Origin of the sequence: Brevibacillus daliensis, assembly GCF_021245735.1 — a bacterium.
Classification (GTDB): Bacteria; Bacillota; Bacilli; order Brevibacillales; family Brevibacillaceae; genus Brevibacillus_B; species Brevibacillus_B daliensis.
The window spans coordinates 88137-103692 of sequence record NZ_JAJISB010000032.1 but is presented as its reverse complement, the minus strand read 5'-3'; the positions used below and the strand labels follow the sequence as shown (position 1 = coordinate 103692).

At 38.2% G+C, this 15556-nt stretch carries 19 protein-coding genes; 11 read left to right on the top strand and 8 right to left on the bottom strand.

The features are described from left to right. The first annotated feature begins 129 nt into the window (after positions 1 to 129). Positions 130 to 1428 (top strand): helix-turn-helix domain-containing protein, encoded by a 1299-nt coding sequence (locus LM917_RS19715; protein ID WP_232699435.1) that lies wholly within the window; start codon positions 130 to 132, stop codon positions 1426 to 1428. Positions 1429 to 1442: 14 nt separating this feature from the next. Then, positions 1443 to 1574: a hypothetical protein gene (locus LM917_RS24500; RefSeq protein ID WP_255668440.1), complete on the top strand. Its 132-nt coding sequence runs from the start codon at positions 1443 to 1445 to the stop codon at positions 1572 to 1574. A 140-nt stretch (positions 1575 to 1714) separates the two neighbouring features. On the opposite strand, the gene LM917_RS19710 is transcribed toward LM917_RS24500, so the two are convergent. Together LM917_RS19710 and LM917_RS19705 are read right to left on the bottom strand one after the other, a co-directional pair. Continuing rightward, the gene (locus LM917_RS19710) at positions 1715 to 2464 is read right to left on the bottom strand and encodes a hypothetical protein (protein ID WP_232699434.1); all 750 of its coding nucleotides are present in this window, start codon (positions 2462 to 2464) and stop codon (positions 1715 to 1717) included. An 891-nt stretch (positions 2465 to 3355) separates the two neighbouring features. Further along, positions 3356 to 3976, bottom strand: a complete 621-nt coding sequence (locus tag LM917_RS19705) for a class I SAM-dependent methyltransferase (protein WP_232699433.1) — start codon at positions 3974 to 3976, stop codon at positions 3356 to 3358. Between the two features lie 480 nt (positions 3977 to 4456). On the opposite strand from LM917_RS19705, the gene LM917_RS19700 reads away from it, so the two are divergent. Further along, positions 4457 to 4822, top strand: a complete 366-nt coding sequence (locus LM917_RS19700; protein WP_232699432.1) for a hypothetical protein — start codon at positions 4457 to 4459, stop codon at positions 4820 to 4822. A 185-nt stretch (positions 4823 to 5007) separates the two neighbouring features. Here the strand turns inward: LM917_RS19700 and LM917_RS19695 are convergent, their stop codons facing one another. Continuing rightward, positions 5008 to 5157 (bottom strand): small acid-soluble spore protein P, encoded by a 150-nt coding sequence (locus LM917_RS19695; RefSeq protein ID WP_232699431.1) that lies wholly within the window; start codon positions 5155 to 5157, stop codon positions 5008 to 5010. A 107-nt stretch (positions 5158 to 5264) separates the two neighbouring features. On the opposite strand from LM917_RS19695, the gene LM917_RS19690 reads away from it, so the two are divergent. The 5 genes from LM917_RS19690 (at position 5265) to LM917_RS19670 (ending at position 8813) form a co-directional block, all read left to right on the top strand. After that, the gene (locus LM917_RS19690) at positions 5265 to 5972 is read left to right on the top strand and encodes a hypothetical protein (RefSeq protein WP_232699430.1); all 708 of its coding nucleotides are present in this window, start codon (positions 5265 to 5267) and stop codon (positions 5970 to 5972) included. 44 nt (positions 5973 to 6016) lie between these two features. Continuing rightward, positions 6017 to 6907 carry a HEPN domain-containing protein gene (locus LM917_RS19685; RefSeq protein WP_232699429.1) on the top strand — a complete coding sequence of 297 codons (891 nt, stop codon included), beginning with the start codon at positions 6017 to 6019 and terminating at the stop codon, positions 6905 to 6907. A 62-nt stretch (positions 6908 to 6969) separates the two neighbouring features. Beyond that, entirely contained in the window at positions 6970 to 7110 is a 141-nt protein-coding gene (locus LM917_RS19680; RefSeq protein WP_232699428.1) for a hypothetical protein, read from the top strand. A gap of 177 nt (positions 7111 to 7287) precedes the next feature. Continuing rightward, positions 7288 to 8547 (top strand): DEAD/DEAH box helicase, encoded by a 1260-nt coding sequence (locus LM917_RS19675; protein WP_232699427.1) that lies wholly within the window; start codon positions 7288 to 7290, stop codon positions 8545 to 8547. A 110-nt stretch (positions 8548 to 8657) separates the two neighbouring features. Continuing rightward, entirely contained in the window at positions 8658 to 8813 is a 156-nt protein-coding gene (locus LM917_RS19670) for a hypothetical protein (RefSeq protein ID WP_232699426.1), read from the top strand. A 177-nt stretch (positions 8814 to 8990) separates the two neighbouring features. Here the strand turns inward: LM917_RS19670 and LM917_RS19665 are convergent, their stop codons facing one another. After that, positions 8991 to 9857, bottom strand: a complete 867-nt coding sequence (locus LM917_RS19665) for a serine/threonine protein kinase (RefSeq protein ID WP_232699425.1) — start codon at positions 9855 to 9857, stop codon at positions 8991 to 8993. 249 nt (positions 9858 to 10106) lie between these two features. Between LM917_RS19665 and LM917_RS19660 the strand changes: the two genes are divergently transcribed. Genes LM917_RS19660 through LM917_RS19650 form a run of 3 tightly spaced genes read left to right on the top strand, consistent with a single transcriptional unit; the run spans position 10107 to position 12370 of the window. Next, positions 10107 to 11264, top strand: coding sequence for a DUF3900 domain-containing protein (locus LM917_RS19660; RefSeq protein WP_232699424.1), 1158 nt, complete (start codon positions 10107 to 10109; stop codon positions 11262 to 11264). Positions 11265 to 11290: 26 nt separating this feature from the next. Further along, positions 11291 to 12187, top strand: coding sequence for a DUF1444 family protein (locus tag LM917_RS19655; protein ID WP_232699423.1), 897 nt, complete (start codon positions 11291 to 11293; stop codon positions 12185 to 12187). Positions 12188 to 12205: 18 nt separating this feature from the next. After that, the gene (locus LM917_RS19650) at positions 12206 to 12370 is read left to right on the top strand and encodes a hypothetical protein (RefSeq protein ID WP_232699422.1); all 165 of its coding nucleotides are present in this window, start codon (positions 12206 to 12208) and stop codon (positions 12368 to 12370) included. A 73-nt stretch (positions 12371 to 12443) separates the two neighbouring features. On the opposite strand, the gene LM917_RS19645 is transcribed toward LM917_RS19650, so the two are convergent. From LM917_RS19645 to LM917_RS19630, 4 genes are all read right to left on the bottom strand, one after another. Then, on the bottom strand, positions 12444 to 13520 hold the full coding sequence (locus LM917_RS19645; protein WP_232699421.1) for a DUF2515 family protein: 1077 nt from the start codon (positions 13518 to 13520) through the stop codon (positions 12444 to 12446). A 150-nt stretch (positions 13521 to 13670) separates the two neighbouring features. After that, positions 13671 to 14120 (bottom strand): DUF441 domain-containing protein, encoded by a 450-nt coding sequence (locus LM917_RS19640; protein ID WP_232699443.1) that lies wholly within the window; start codon positions 14118 to 14120, stop codon positions 13671 to 13673. 30 nt (positions 14121 to 14150) lie between these two features. Next, positions 14151 to 14456 (bottom strand): DUF1811 family protein, encoded by a 306-nt coding sequence (locus LM917_RS19635; RefSeq protein WP_232699420.1) that lies wholly within the window; start codon positions 14454 to 14456, stop codon positions 14151 to 14153. A 130-nt stretch (positions 14457 to 14586) separates the two neighbouring features. Further along, complete coding sequence (locus LM917_RS19630; protein WP_232699419.1) at positions 14587 to 15348, bottom strand: cell wall hydrolase; 762 nt, start codon at positions 15346 to 15348, stop codon at positions 14587 to 14589. Positions 15349 to 15556 lie beyond the last annotated feature (208 nt).

Sequence of the window (15556 nt, the reverse complement as noted above, 5' to 3'; positions counted from 1 at the left end):
TAATATGCTAATAAATTAATTTTTATTTACAATAATATACATTTTATATAAAATAATCATATAGTATTTTTAAAATAATGCCTCAAAGCAAGTGAAAAGTCATGAAAGTGTTAACTTAGGGGGATAAGTATGATAGAAAATCTTACCTACAAGACGATCGGAGACATATTTAGAGAAAAAAGAAGCAAGTTAGACATTAGTTTGTCTGAATTAGCTCGATTAACAGGGGTTAGCAAGAGTGTCATCTTTAAGATTGAATCAGGCGATACAAAACGTCCAGAGCTAAGTACAGTAAAAGCATTAATTGCTCCACTGGAAATTACATATGAGGAAGTTATTACATGTTATATCGAAGTGGAAAATCGCACAGATGTCCTATTAGAATTTTTATCAGAAGCAATTGATGCACATAATATCACTTTAATCGAGAACATTGCAAACAAATATATAGAATCTTGTCGTGAGGACACATACACCCAATTAGAGACTTTATACAATTTTGTCATTGCATCTACAGATGATAATGTCAAAGTAACGCTCGCTAACGTTATTAGTAAATATTCTAGGCAACACGGCGTTCTTCCATACATGGTAAAAGGATTGTATCAAAGTTATATGGTACAATACAGGGATTTAAAATTGCAGGAAGAATCTTTTAGATTAGGCGAAGAAATTATTAACTATTTGGATTTTTTGGATAAAACAGATAAGATATCCTTCCTATACCGAATGGCATTCCAAGCTCATAACATAGGAAAATATGAAATGTGTATTAAGCTTGGAAAAATGGGTCATTTAGAAGATGAAACAGAAAACGAAGAGAAAGAGAGGGTCGCACTAGCAATTTGCAACTCTTTCTTCCACTTAAATAACTACTCGGAGCTTGAACAACATCTGCAAGAGTATGAGAGCCTAGGTTATCGTTTTATTATCAACGGAGCTAAATACTTACGCACAATAACTTTGTCAAAGATGGGGGAATATGAAGAAGCAATCCCATTACTTAAACAATTAGTGGAGGAATCCAGAGAAAACCAACGATTGCACCGAGTTAATCAATTACTAGAAGCCCTGGTTGCAGTTAATGATTTGTCTTCTCTAAAGGAAATCTTAGATAAAGAAGAAGAAAATACTTTTATCAAGACTCCTTATAAGCACACAGAGCTAGGCAATTACTATCAATACACAGAGTTGGGCCACTATTATAAGTATAAAGCCAGATATCTTGTCGCCATCGGTCAATTTGACGATGGGATTAATACTTGTTTCAAAGCGATGGATTATTTTGCTAAAATTAATTCAGTAAATCGAATCATAGAGACTTCAAACTATATATTCTCCTTTTATTGCGAAGAAGGCAGAGAGATGCCTTTAACTATTCTGAAAAAACTGAAAGAATTGTATAATACAATTAAGGAAAGCAACTAAAGGAGGAATTAGTTATGAGAAAGTCTTTTATTGTTCTGACTCTTTTGGCACTAACTTTGTTCAGCTCATCATTTAATGTGGCTAATCTAAACACTTCCAACAAACCAGTCGGTGTGCAACCAGATACGGAAAACCCTCTGGGATAATAAAATTCGTTAGGGGAATGGGGGAGATGGATGGAATTCTATCTCCTTTTTTTAATATTTCATTGAGTCCGATAATATATCTTATGTAAACTTATTTGAATAATATAAATATGTTTATGAAATCTCTGCGTTTTAAAAAACTAGTCTTTGGCGATTTTTAAAGAGAAATTCCCACTAAATAAATCTCTCGTTTCGATCAAAATTGATATATCTGTCAAATCATCGATATCCAGTACGAATGGTTCTTCTGAGTCAACGCTGGCTAGAACTATCCGATACTCTCTTTGATGAGAGAAACTCAGGTCTTTAATAAAGAAATGGTTTGGATCAAACTCGTGGTACGATTCAAGACGTTCCACAGAATTTACTTTGTAATCTACATATGAGATTTTCCCTTGATGTGCTAGTAGTCCTTGATCAATAAGTGCCTTATTCAACCGTTCTTTAAATGGACCAGGACTTATGATTAGTGCGTATTCACCAAAATCTTTTACCAATTGCTCAATATCATTTTCTCCGAAATCGAACTGACAATCAACGGATTCTTCGTACTCTTTAACAATCTTGAGTGATTGAGAGTCGATCTGAGTAATACAAAATAAAGGCTTAGTCATATATGCATTCATAGAAATTGACAAAACATCTGCTTCAGCCTCAAAGAGTAATTCACTAGTTTCTGAATGATGAAAACTCAAACTAACTTTGTTCATTACCTGAGATAGTTCGTATTTATCTCCTATACCCTTGGTTCCTGATTTTTTCTCCAACTCAGCGAAGTATCTTCCATTGTTCATGTACAGTTGCCCTTTTTGGAGGGAGAGGAGATGATCTTTGTTGTTTTGAAACTTAACGAACATATAAATGCGATCTTCTGCTAAAACAGCTACCATTTGCAATCACCAATCTTTCGTATAGGATAAATACTGACTTTGACTAATTTTGACTTCTATTATAGCCTGTCCACCATTAAAAATATAGGTTTGGTAAGTATCCAGTTGAAGGTTGAAAAGCTAGAGTTAACAACTAACCAAGTCAAAGTAAAAGTGAATAATCCTAACTAACAGGTGTCTAATGACAGAATTCTGGTTGCTAAGAATCAGCTTAAACCCCGTATTACTTGTAAAGGAGCAACCACATTTCTGTCATTTTTCAGTGACACAAATAAGGTTGCATGTATGTGCTGTGACACAAATGTGGTTGCTTTATCGTATTAACGAAAGAATTTAGAACGTTAGTAAATAGCTTAGTATACAGTGATCTTACATTGAAGCAATCACATAATATGTGATTGCAACCTGAATTCTGTCATTAAAGCAACCACATTTGTGTCACTCGACAACAGGTGATAATAGAGTAAGCCATATAAGTTTATACTCTTAATTTCAGTTCTTAAAAGAGCCATTTCATGCACTGAAATAGGTAGAGGAATAAATTACTCCTCTAACGTTTCATAGCCCTACTGTCGAGTGACACAAATATGGTTACTTTAATGACAGAATTCAGGTTGTAATCATATATTAAGTGATTGCTTTAATATACGATCACCTTTGTTAAGCTCTTTTCTTACGTTCTAACTTCTGTAGTAATTGTAGCTTTGAAATAAAGTTTAATTGAAATACTGCCATTAACCTTGATAAACGAACAAAAAAAGAGCGTGTTTTGAAAAAAGATTAATCAAAACACGAACTTCTTGTGTTAAATTGAATGATTCTTTTATAAAAAAGTTTGATTGTTTTGTGTTCTTTATTCACCAAAAGCATCCGTTACTTGAAGAAACATAATCAACTAACTTTACTAATAATTATTTTTCTGTACATCCCATTCATCATTACAGGTTTATCTTCATCTATCTTTAAATTTTTATTATTTCTAAAGTATAATTCTTCAAAATTCAATCCAATATCTGTGCCTAAAACTCTAATAAATGGTCTGAGTAGTTTTTTTGATAACGAAAGTTTGTTATTTTCAGGAGTAAATTTATCGAAAATAAATATTTTCCCACTTTGGTTTAAAACCCTCACCATTTCTTGAAAACACTTATCTGCATTCGGAACAACTGAAAGGATTAAGCTTCCAACTACATAGTCGAACGAATTATTGTTAAATGCCATAATTTGAGCATCCATTTCTAAAAACTTAATAGAGGAATTTTTAAATTTCACTTTCGCCTTTTTAAGCATATCAGGTGAAAAGTCAATTGCAGTTATATCTAAGTCATAATGATTTATTAACTCTAAATCAGCTCCCGTACCTACTCCTACAAAAAGTATTCTTTGTTGTTTATTGAAGGGTGTCTCTTGAAATATTTGTCTTCGAGCATTTAGAAAAATGCCTGAATTAAAAATCTTATCGTAAACGGGAGACCAGATTTTATAAATTACTTTGTTCCAAAGATTATTCAATTTTCGCCACTCCTAAATGAATGTATAACTTTTATGTATTTTTATAGATTCTCTTATTATACAATCCTGCCGCGTTAGTTCCATAAGAAAAAAACGAAAATCACAACTAGTTTTCGGTTCATCTTTTTCAAAATGGTGCGACTTATTTATAATCAGTTCAACTTTGTTTCAAACCGACAGTAATACGATAAAGCAACCACATTTGTGTCACAGTACATACATGCAACCTGAATTCTGTCACCTTTTTCCTACTTATGACCTGTAAGAGCTTCTACCTCAGTATCCAACAAGTAAACAACATTAAATTCCTCATCGTTTTCACCACAATTATTAATATGACTTTGAAGTATTATTGCTCTCCCCATATGATCTCCAAGGATTACTGTACGAAATGCAAGACTTTGTCGCTGGTAAGGGGGCAATGGGACTTGGCGCCATGATGATCGGCAGCAAGAATCCACTCAAAATGGACGTTCAATCGTGTTTGAAAGACCCCGTAGATGCTTCAACAGGTCACAATTTATCGAGTATCCTGTGCTTTCCATGTTTGGTTCAGAAGAACACCATTTTACCCTGCATTACAATCCCCTGCTATTTAATGAAGGGACGCAAGTATTAGGAGAAGCATGGACGCACAATCATGCGATTCGCTTAGAGGATAAGAAAGATGGAAGGATTACTCTTTGGTGGAATGGGATACGGTTTAACGAGTTCGTAGTGGGTGAAGATGGAGTATATCGGACTCAAGTTGCAGATAACTGGCAAGACAGGATTGTAAGCACGTTGGATGGCTATCTGCTTACGTTGCCAGATCAAAGTACGTATCAATTCAGCTTACAGGGGTGATTGTTATCTCGCACCAATGCAATTATGAGGAATCTGACATAACGATCCGCTCCTTTCCAAACGAGTGTTTGATTCTGATTAGAAACTGCCACAGGTGTTACTGATGAAAATATTATGATATTTGCTATAAAATATAAATAAAAGTCGCCGTACACATCGTACGACGACTTTTACAATTAGCGTCATTATCCTTCGCGTGTTTCTTTTTGACGTGAATGATTTTTTTGTTTTACCTGTTTTGTACCAGAAAGTGGTTCTCCGGTTTGTTCTAAAGGACGAAATTGGTTATTATAAGTCTGATGTGGATTTTCAAATAGAAAGTCGTCTTTTGCCATTCCAATCAACTCCTTTACTCGTAGTATGCGTGCAACTGAGGAGCTACACACAGGGAAAAAATTCAAGATAGCATAAGACGAAAATGTTTTGAAGGGGAGAAACAACAATGAAAAAGAATAAATTCGTTATGGCAACTATAGCAGGATTACTTATTTTAACAGGCTGTAATAGTCAAGCTGATCAAGCAGAAGAAGCGAAAAAGGCAGAGGAGGCACAAATCCCTGTTCCAGAGATCGATTTAAGTCAAGAACGTAAATTGAGTGATAAGGTAGAGATCGGTAAGACTTCTTTAAAGGAGATGGAAGCAATTTACGGAGCAGCAGTGGAAAAGTCGACAATCAAGTCCACGTTCTGCAAAAATCTTGCCAGTGATAATGGCCCTTATCCTGAGATAGAACAGCATGTTGCCTTTATTAAGATGGAACCAATTAATGGAGGAAAATGGGAGATGGCATATCCCTATAATTTTACAGTTGAACAGGAGCCCGAGCTGGTTGGAGCACAAATCATGCTAAAGCGAGGCGATTTACAAGAAAAAATTAAAGCCAACACTTTGACAATGGATGATATAAAACGGGTGTATGGAGAACCGACTAGGGATTTAGGTCAGGTCATTGAATATTACGATTTCAAAAATAAAACAGTGTTACAAGTATTCGTACAGGAAGGCAATCAGTTTAACACGATGCTAACCGACTACGGAGTACTGTATAAAAATTTACCAGAGGATTTGAAGGAACACGAATCCATTGTTAAACGTCTAAGTAGAGAAGAGGCAATGAAGAGAAAAGAAGCGGGTAACGCGGGTAAGTAAAATTTACTGGTATGCAAAATAGATAAGAGAAGGGGTGTTGGAGAGTGCCATTATTGATTGCTCCTGTATTTAACACGGTAACTGTTGAGCCTGTACGGATTGAATTAGATAATGGGTTTCAGCTAATTGGAGGTAATGAGGATATCTACAAGCTGTGTCATTCTCGGCTACGTTCCCAAATGAATGAGAGCAAGGTGTATTTTGATGAACGAGTTAAACCTCAATCCCTCTTTCTGTTTGCTGATTATCCGACATTAAAAGTTAAAGAAGACCGCCAATATATCACTGAAATTGAAAATAGACTTAATTTGGCTAACGGTACAGGAATCTGCTCGATTCCCTACCTTTTAACCATGGAAAAAAGTGCGTATGGGATCAACTACTTGAAACGATCATTGGACGGGCCTGTTTTTCAATTTGATCCAAAAACTGAAGACCTCTTTAAGAAGCTACTGCAAACAGATTCTGCGTTTCCAACTGTGCCTTATCGACGCTTTCTACATTCACTGGAAAAAAACTCGCTGGAAGACGAGCTATTAGACCTTTGGATTGCGCTTGAATCCCTTTTTGTACCAGATGGGAAAAAGGGTGAGATCACATATAAGGTACGAATGAGAATTGCTTATTATCTGGGGGAAACAGCAGAGGAACGAAAGAAAATAGCTGATTTTATTAAAAGATCATACAATCATCGTTCTGAAATCGTACACAGTGGAAAGACCCTGGGTGATGCAATTCGTGAGGAGATTACCATTCTACGTCAAATTGCCCGCGTTACATTAATTAATCTGGTTATGGAAAAGATAAAACTACAGCAACTGCGAGAGCGACTAGATGAGCTTGTCATTCATGGTTGTTCCTATCAAGAGATGTACAAGCCTCCACATTTTGAACACTTCAAAGAGCGTTATCCGATTTTGGAAAAGAGTAAGTAGCGATTACACCTTCCGGATGGTTTCAATCAGTTATGGGAAACCTAACAATGGAGGTGAGTCAGATGAAAGGGTATGACAAGGAGTTTCAGAAACAGGTGGAGGAGTACCGTAAAAATCCACCTGGCTCCCGCAATCAACACAGTGAGATCGACCGCCATGATAAAATGGAAAAGCATGAAAGACGAGTTGATTCCAATTCTTAATACTGATAAAAAGGCGAGTTTTCCAATTGATGGGAAACCGCCTTTTTTCAAAATAGAAAACGAAGAGAATAAGATTGAGAAGAACGTTTTGAATCTCTCTTGTAAACCGGGTTTCAATTCATGCTGTAACATGGTAAGCTAACCTGTACGAACTATTGGTTTGGGAGGATTTCTTCAGTGTCTAATGACTTTCAATTACTAACAAAAGAACCTATATTATCATTTATGAAAGAGCGTGGCTATAAACAGCTTACGCCTGTTCAAGAGCAAGTATTGCCTGTTATTCTAGATGGACGTGACCTGATTGCGGAGTCACCGACTGGTACAGGGAAAACCATGGCATATTTACTTCCTTTGACCGAAAAGTTGGACAAGGATAGTAAAGATCTGCAAGTATTAGTATTAGCACCAACACAAGAATTGGTTATGCAGATTCAACGTGAAGCGAACGAATTGTTATCACATATGAATATGGGTGCAGTCGCTCTCATTGGCGGTGTGGATGTTAAGCGACAAAAAGAGCGTTTAAAAACGAATCCAGCGATTGTGGTAGGTACACCTGGTCGTGTGCAGGAGCTGTTGGAAGGACGTAAATTAAAGGTTCACACCGTAAAAAGTGTGGTAATCGACGAAGCGGATAGAATGTTAGACAGAGGTTTTGCAAACCCAGTACAAGAAATTCTGCGTCGCCTGATGAGAGATACACAACGCTTGTTTTTCTCTGCTACGTTACCAGCTAATACCCGAAGTGCTTTATCAAAAATGACCAATGACCCTGTAATTATAGCCGCCGAAGCACCAGAGTCAAAGAATGAAGTGTATCATTTTTATCTGGTGGAAGAAGGGCGAAAAAAGGCAGATGCACTTCGTCGTCTCATTCGTTTGGTTAATGCGAAGAAGTCACTAGTTTTTGTAAATACAACAGAACGAGTAGATGAAATCAAAGAAAAGCTGGAATATCATAATCTGGCTTGTGAGCTGTTGCACCGAGATACGGATAAAACAGCACGTGCCCAAGCTCTCCAAGCGTTTCGTGATGGAAAGCTACCTGTATTGGTTGTTACCGATGTGGCAGCGAGAGGTCTAGATGTGACAGATGTTGAAGTTGTCATTCATTTTGACCCAGCGACTGATGCAGATACATATGTACATCGCAGCGGAAGAACGGGTCGAATGGGGAAGGCAGGACTTGTTTTCTCTATCGTGACACCACAACAAACCTTTATTATTCGCAAATTTTCCAAGCAAAATCAGATTTCCATTACAGAAAAAACGATGTCACATGGCGCTTTAATTAATCCGGGTGAACGTCCACCAGCATCTAGACCTAAATCAACTGCCAAGGGTACTACGAATGGAACCGTTAAAAAAACATCAAGAAGTACTCCAAAAGGTGAATCTAGTCCAAAAAATGGGCCGTTCAAGAAAAAGCGCTAAGCTACTGCCGCTGCTCAGTCAGGAACTCACAGAAGTACATAAGCACTTTTCTTTTGTGGCATAGTAAGCAGGTATCAATATGCTTATGAAGTCGAAGGAAGGGGGAGCTTATGCGTAAAAACCGTCTTTATGAGGAAAAGCTGCTAGTTAATGGTCCGATTGGTGGCCAAAATCTTTCCAAGCATGAGCGACAAACCTTACAGGATGAAGCAGCGGAATTAAAGCAAGCAATAGAAGAAAGTAAACAGCAAGATATCGCAGAGTAATAGTAGTAGAAAACTTGGCTTTGTCAAGCCTTTGGTGCAGGCAAGGCCTTAGTTGTACTTATGCAGGTGAGAATTTTTATAAATTCTTATCTGTCAAATAAGGAGAGCGATGAAGAGAAGCCGCTCTCCTTTTCTATTGTATAAAAAGGACTTCTTTCGTTAGGTCCAACATTCAATTTATAGTAATGCTTTCAAATCTTCTTTCAATTGATCAATATGTTCATAGGGAGCTTCAGCCTCTAACAGTTTGTTAATGATATACGTAAGATCTGATGAAAGAGAGAGCTCTTCCTGCCAGGACTTATCGGACCTTGCATCATCAACATCATTTTCAGATCGAACAGATGAGGAGAATCCTGAATATAGCAAATGAAGGAAAAAATGTCCCATCGCATAAAAGTCGCTAGCTGTATCGTGGTATTTTTCAATATTTTCTTCCTGTTCAAGCGTATTTTCACTTTTGGACAGTTCGAATATTTCCCGCGGAAGATTTTGTTTTTCATACGGTAGAAGATAACGAGCTAGACCAAAATCAATTAAATGAGGAATTCTATCGACCAGTACGACATTTGGGACTCGGATATCTCTGTGAACGATACCGTGTGTATGCAAATAATGCACGATTTCAATGATCTCTAGCATGAACAAGACAGAGGATTGCTCGTCCCATTCTTCCTTTAAATGAAAAAGATGTTCTTCGAGGCTTATGCCTTGAAAAAAGGTCATGACGATAAAGGCATCATCACGAGTATTAAATTGGTCTAATAGGACAGGGATTCTGGGATGATGTAATGTTGCCAATATATGCGCTTCATATTGATGAGATAATGTTCCCTTCGCTTGATTGCGCAGACTTGGTTTAACCTGTTTTATCACGACAAGCTGGTTGGTCGTTTGATCGGTAGCAAGGTAAGCGATACCGTAGCTACCTATGCCCAAAACATGCACAATTTCGTATTGATGAAGCCGTGTACCAATTTGATAGGGGCGATCCGTCCAGTTTCGCTGCCACCAATTTATCCATGACTGCCAACATAGACGCATAAGTTTAGCTCCTTTATTTGTGGCGTGTAGCTAATAAATAGAACAACATCCCAAACCCAGCTACTAACATAATGATACTGAAAATGATTGTAATTGTGGAATTACCTAACATTTGATCCTCCAGATGTCTTCTAAAATTTGTTCCGTATCCACTGTAAGCAATCATTCTGATATAATCAAGTGCGGACAGGACATTTGATCTTATTATACGATATTACGATAACAGGAAGACAAGGGGAAACTGGTGGAATGAATTTTATTGTTGAGTGGGTTTCGTTTTTTGTATTGGAACAGATTGAAAATGAAGCTAATAAGCAGCTTAAAATAGCAAAAGTACTAAATCGTGATGAATATGAGCAAAGTGAGCTTAAGGCATTTCTTGAAGGCGAATTTAAACGTATTGCCAAACGAAAGGTAGATCGTAATCCACTTCATGATGCCGGTGGAACAAAGCTAGGACAATTTATCTTGGAACCAGGGCACCCGCTTGATTCCAATCCCAATTACGGGCAGTTTAAACGTCTTTTGCAAGCAGTGACGAAGGATGAAATCAGAACGCGTTCCAATGAGATTTTGCAAGCATACCTAAAGACACCGCAAGTACGGGCAGGAGTCCTTCTGTTTGTAAAAGCAAGGCTGGAGAAGCTAGAGGATGATTTTCTGTTCATTCTCAAATGTGATTTTGAGCAAAAAACTGCTGTAATTACGGACGAAAAGAGTCTACTCTCTAATTTGGAAATGGCGATTCATGCAAAAAATATGAAATCGGTCATGTTTCCGTTCATGGAAGAGGAAGGAATGACTGATCCGTATTATGTGAAAATTCATCAGTTCTCTCATGCGCGGTACTTTGAGGAGTTTTTGCGTGCGATAGAGTATCCACAAACGATTACGGAAATCGTGTCACAGGAGGTCATTTCATTAGCTAAACAGCATATCGAAATGGTGTATCCAGAAGACTCCCCAGAAAGACAACAGGAAGAAGAAGCGATTGAATTAATAGCGGCCAGTCCCAAAAGAGAACTAAGTGAGAAATGGGAGCACGAGACGGTAATGGAAGCGATGCATATCATTACTGATCAACAGCCAGAAATCGAAATAAAGTTCAAGCTGGATCACATGCTAGTGAAAGCGATGCTGTCCGATTATGGCTCCCAATTACACATAGCCAAAATAAAGGGACGTTATGTCGTTGTGCTTGAAGGGGAAGGACTAGAATTTGAAAAAGGCTTTTCCCCGATTGAATTCTTGAAACCAAAAGCATTACATGAGCTAGTAACAGAAATTGAACAACGAGCCACAGAGGCAGCGATGAACCCTGGTATCAATGATAGGGTTCAACCAGGAGAGGGGAATGAAACGTCATTCTCATCAGATGACCAAGATGATACTCCTCCGGGTAAATGAATAGGGTCAAAATGCGAGGTGATAATATGAGTCAAACAAACGGATCAAACGAATCAAATGAACGAAGTAATGAGCAAAACTGGAAACAAGAGCTTATTACATTATTAACAAGTGAACTTCCAACAGGTTGGAGTGTGACTGATCAAGGGAGTACCTTGAAATTGACAGCGGTGGTTGATCAAGAAATATATGAACGGACAATTTCTTTAGAAGGTTTAGCGCACCTTTTTCATCAGATAAAAAACGAGAATCAAGGTAATAATTCTGGACAAGATCATGAAAACAACGTGGTATTGCAAGAGAAGTTGTCCATGTTTGCCAAACATGTTGCGGCAACGGTTCGTGGAATAACCCAGAAAAGAGAATTGACTGGACATGAACAACACATTTATCCAGTCATTCGCCATCGTTCCTTTTTTGATCATCCACAAGCTGGGTCACTAGTAATAAGACCACATACAGCGGAGACAAAGATTGCGTATGCACTTGATCTTGGCGAAGGCTATGCGCTGATTGATCAATCTATGCTGGAGCAAGCAACGATGTCAGATGAGCAATTGCACGAGTATGCCCTTAGCAACCTGGAAAAACTACCCTATGCCATAAAGGAAGATCAGGTAGGTCCCCACATGCTTACCTTTGTCAATGCAGAGGACGGGTATGCCGCTAGTCGGGTTTTACTTACAAGCTTCTTATCATCCTTTGCTGAGAAGATAGAAGGGAAAGAGCTGGGAGTAGCTATTCCCCATCAGGATGTCTGTCTTTTAGCCGATATACATGATGAAAGAGGCGCTCAGTTACTTGCTCAGGTTACACTCCATTTTGTCAGTAAAGGAAATGTTCCTATTTGCCCTCTTCCATTTATTTATAAAGAGAATGAATTGGAACCCTATCTTGTTATTTCACCAACGAAGGATAAGTAGAAAGGTTGATACTCGGATATGTTAACGAAATTTGAAAAAGAATTGCTAGAAGAAGTAATGGATGATTTGTACGCAGATTATAGTGATTATAAGAAAAGCTTAAAACCTGGTGAAGAAATGAATGCAACCTATAAAACGTTTGTGAGTATCACAAAGAAATTGGGACTAAGACAACCTAAATAGATCATGAAAGAAAAGAAGCTTTTTCAGACGGCAACGTTGAAAAAGCTTCTTTTTTACTGTAAATTTTACATGTTCATTCGCGTTGAAAAAACGAGATCATAGGAGAAAGAAAATGTGAGCTTGCAGAGATTATATGGATAGCCTGTTCATAGTCAGTCTCTGAAAGAATGGGCAGATAATCTTCTGGTGAGGTTAGCAAGTTGTACCAAGCTGGATCGTCAAACCAATCATGACCTTTAGCTGGTGGCTGAACAGTATCAGGCCAGGCATCTGGTAAGGATGGGCTGACGTACAGCTTTTTCGTACTTTTTGAGTTACTACTTGGACCAGATGAAGGTGCATGATTTGTAAAGCGCGAGGGGAAGAAATCAGCCCGAGAACCAGTGTGTGGTACATTGGTGCAAAACTGCAAAATGTACCAGTAACGTTCATGGTCTTCGAATAAGAGTTGATACAAAAGCTTGCCCACATTAATACGTAGCGCTAGCTGATCAAAGTGAGTAACACGTGTACCAATTAATTTAAGATTTGTTTCTCCATTTTCTGTAAAGGGAAAAAAGATCTGCGTGAGGGAAAAAAGGGCGGGCAATGTAAAGTCAAGATGAGATAGCACATGATCGATATAATAAGGATTTTGAACGACACGTTGTTCTATGTAATTCTGTTCATTTATGATCAGTGCCCATGTGAGCACTTGGATACTCACTTTTGACCAAACAGATAATGCAGAGCGTTTTTGTCCCAAAAATGCTTGCCAAATTGGAATCATAAATTGGCTTACTCCCATCTGAGTAAGAAGGGAAAAGTCAGGATGTTCATGATTTTTCATATGGGCATATACCAGCAACTGAGGATAGGCATCCTGAAAAATAAGCCAGTTACAACGTTCCAAGAGTTGAAAAAAGCTACCTGCTTCTTTTTCAGTCAAAAGCTGTGGAATCCACTCTCCTCTTAAGTCAGTCATTTGCCAACCGCCATTGCGAGAGACTAGATGAGCAAGGAGCGCCCATTCTACTTCAGGGTGTTCCAAATAAAAGTCCAGATAAGCACTTGTTCGAGTAAGATTGTTCTGGTTAGCCCGCTCTACACGTTTATGAATGCTTTCTATAAGGAGGTTTTTCTCTTGTTCTGTCATCGGTTTCGTATACAAAAAGACCCCTCCTAGTAAGTAACCTATACATAGGTATAGTCTTGCCGGGAGAGATCTCTTATACGCATAAAACCTCAACTCAAGAGAGACGATCTTCTTTTTTGGAATAAACGTCTAATTAGTTAGTTTGTCGGCTGAGGATTGTGGATATTACTTCGGAAACATTTGAAATAGAACGGAAGCAATGCCAGCGGCAATCAGTGGTCCAACGGGCACACCTTTAAACAAGGCAACACCCAATATCGTACCAATCAACAGTCCTGTAACAATGACAGGATTAGCTGTCATCAGGAGTGCTCCACGTCCACCGAGGTATGCAACTAACATCCCAATAAAGACAGCTGCAAGAGACTGCCAATTGGTAAAGGTCTGCCAGATCATGGCAGGGGTAATTTTTCCACTGGCAAGCGGAGCCATTACACCAATGGTTAAAATAATGATCCCGATGTGTAAACCATTCTGTTCAATATACGGGAACATTTTGTCTAAATGAAGCAATCGAATCATCAACAAAATGCCAACTGCGATTGCAACAGCATTATTATTGCCCAAGATCGATAACGTAAGAAGTAGTAATAGTATCAGGTTAGTAATGTCCATAAGCTGGCTCACTTTCTATGTCTCGTACGTTTAGGTAAGCATTCCAATTGGAAATCCTACTGGTTCACCATCAGGGTCCTGTTCAAATGTACCCCATGCAAAAACGCCGTTAAAATATTGTATGGTAAAGGTCCCAGTTTGATTATGTACCTGATATGTCCCACCTATACGGAATTCACTTGTTCCCAGGTAATATGATTTTGCCAGATAAAATTTTTGTTCAAGAATACCCGCAGCTCCCAAATCTCCCTGTTTTTCTTTTTCATCTAGCTGCTGACGAAGTGTTTCCATTTCTTGTTGCAACTCTGCAAGTGTGAATTGACTATACAAACGCATGTGTAACCCCCTGCTTCTTCTTGTAACCCATATGGTCTGTATATTGTATCACAATGAATCAGAATGATAATCAAGCCAGGTGCATAAGAAAAACACTCCAATCACATTGGACAGGAGTGTTATCTCTTCATTAAATAGCAAAGACATGGTTATCAATAACTACTTGTGTTTTTCTGCTAAAAATCCATTGGGATGTAGAGATGCTTGGATTATAGAAATACAAGGAGCCTTTGGAAGGGTCTTGTCCAAACAAGGCATCTTGAACGGCTTTTTTAGACTCTAGATTCTTAGAAGTTGGTAACTTCCCATTTTGAATGACGCTAAATGCGTTCTTTTCAAAAATAACCTCTTTAATCGTGTCTGGGAACTGTTCAGAACTGACTCGGTTTAGCACGACGGCTGCTACCGCAACTTTACCAACATAAGGTTCTCCACGACTCTCTGCATATACCAGACGTTCAAGCATATCAATCTCTTGTTTGATATTCGAAGTCTGCATAAGCAGTTCATAGGTTGGTTCTGTGAATTCTCCATTGTCTGGCAATCCTTTTAACCTCTGGAATGCTGCGATCGATTGTTGGAATGAATCGGTATATACGCCATCCACTGTTCCTTTGAATAATCCAGAAGCGGTTAACTTCTGTTGTGCTTTTTTCATTTTTTCTTTCACAGCTTCAGCCTCTGAGTCCTTAGCCTTCTCTTTCTTTTGTGAGGAAACAGGAGCTGTGGGAGGAGATTGTAATGGAGATGGAGTAGGATTGTCTGAAGGTGAGATTTGAGCAAAGTATGGAGATGATCCACCCTTAAACGCAAACAGGATAGCCAATGAACTGACGGCTAAAAACATATAAGCCAAGGTACGTACCCAAGAGTCTTTTTCGGTATATAGCAAAATATTGTGCCTCCTCTTTAGTCCATGCACGTGGAATAACCATGCTCCGCGTGCACGTACAAATTCGGCAAGTTCATACTTGTAAAATTGGGAATAAAAGTAATGTTATAATTTTCCCGTTTTTTGCCGTTTGTAATTCTTTTGTTAGTCTTCTGCTACTTTATGAGAGATACCCAATATGCAGGTCTCCAATCATATTAGCTATACA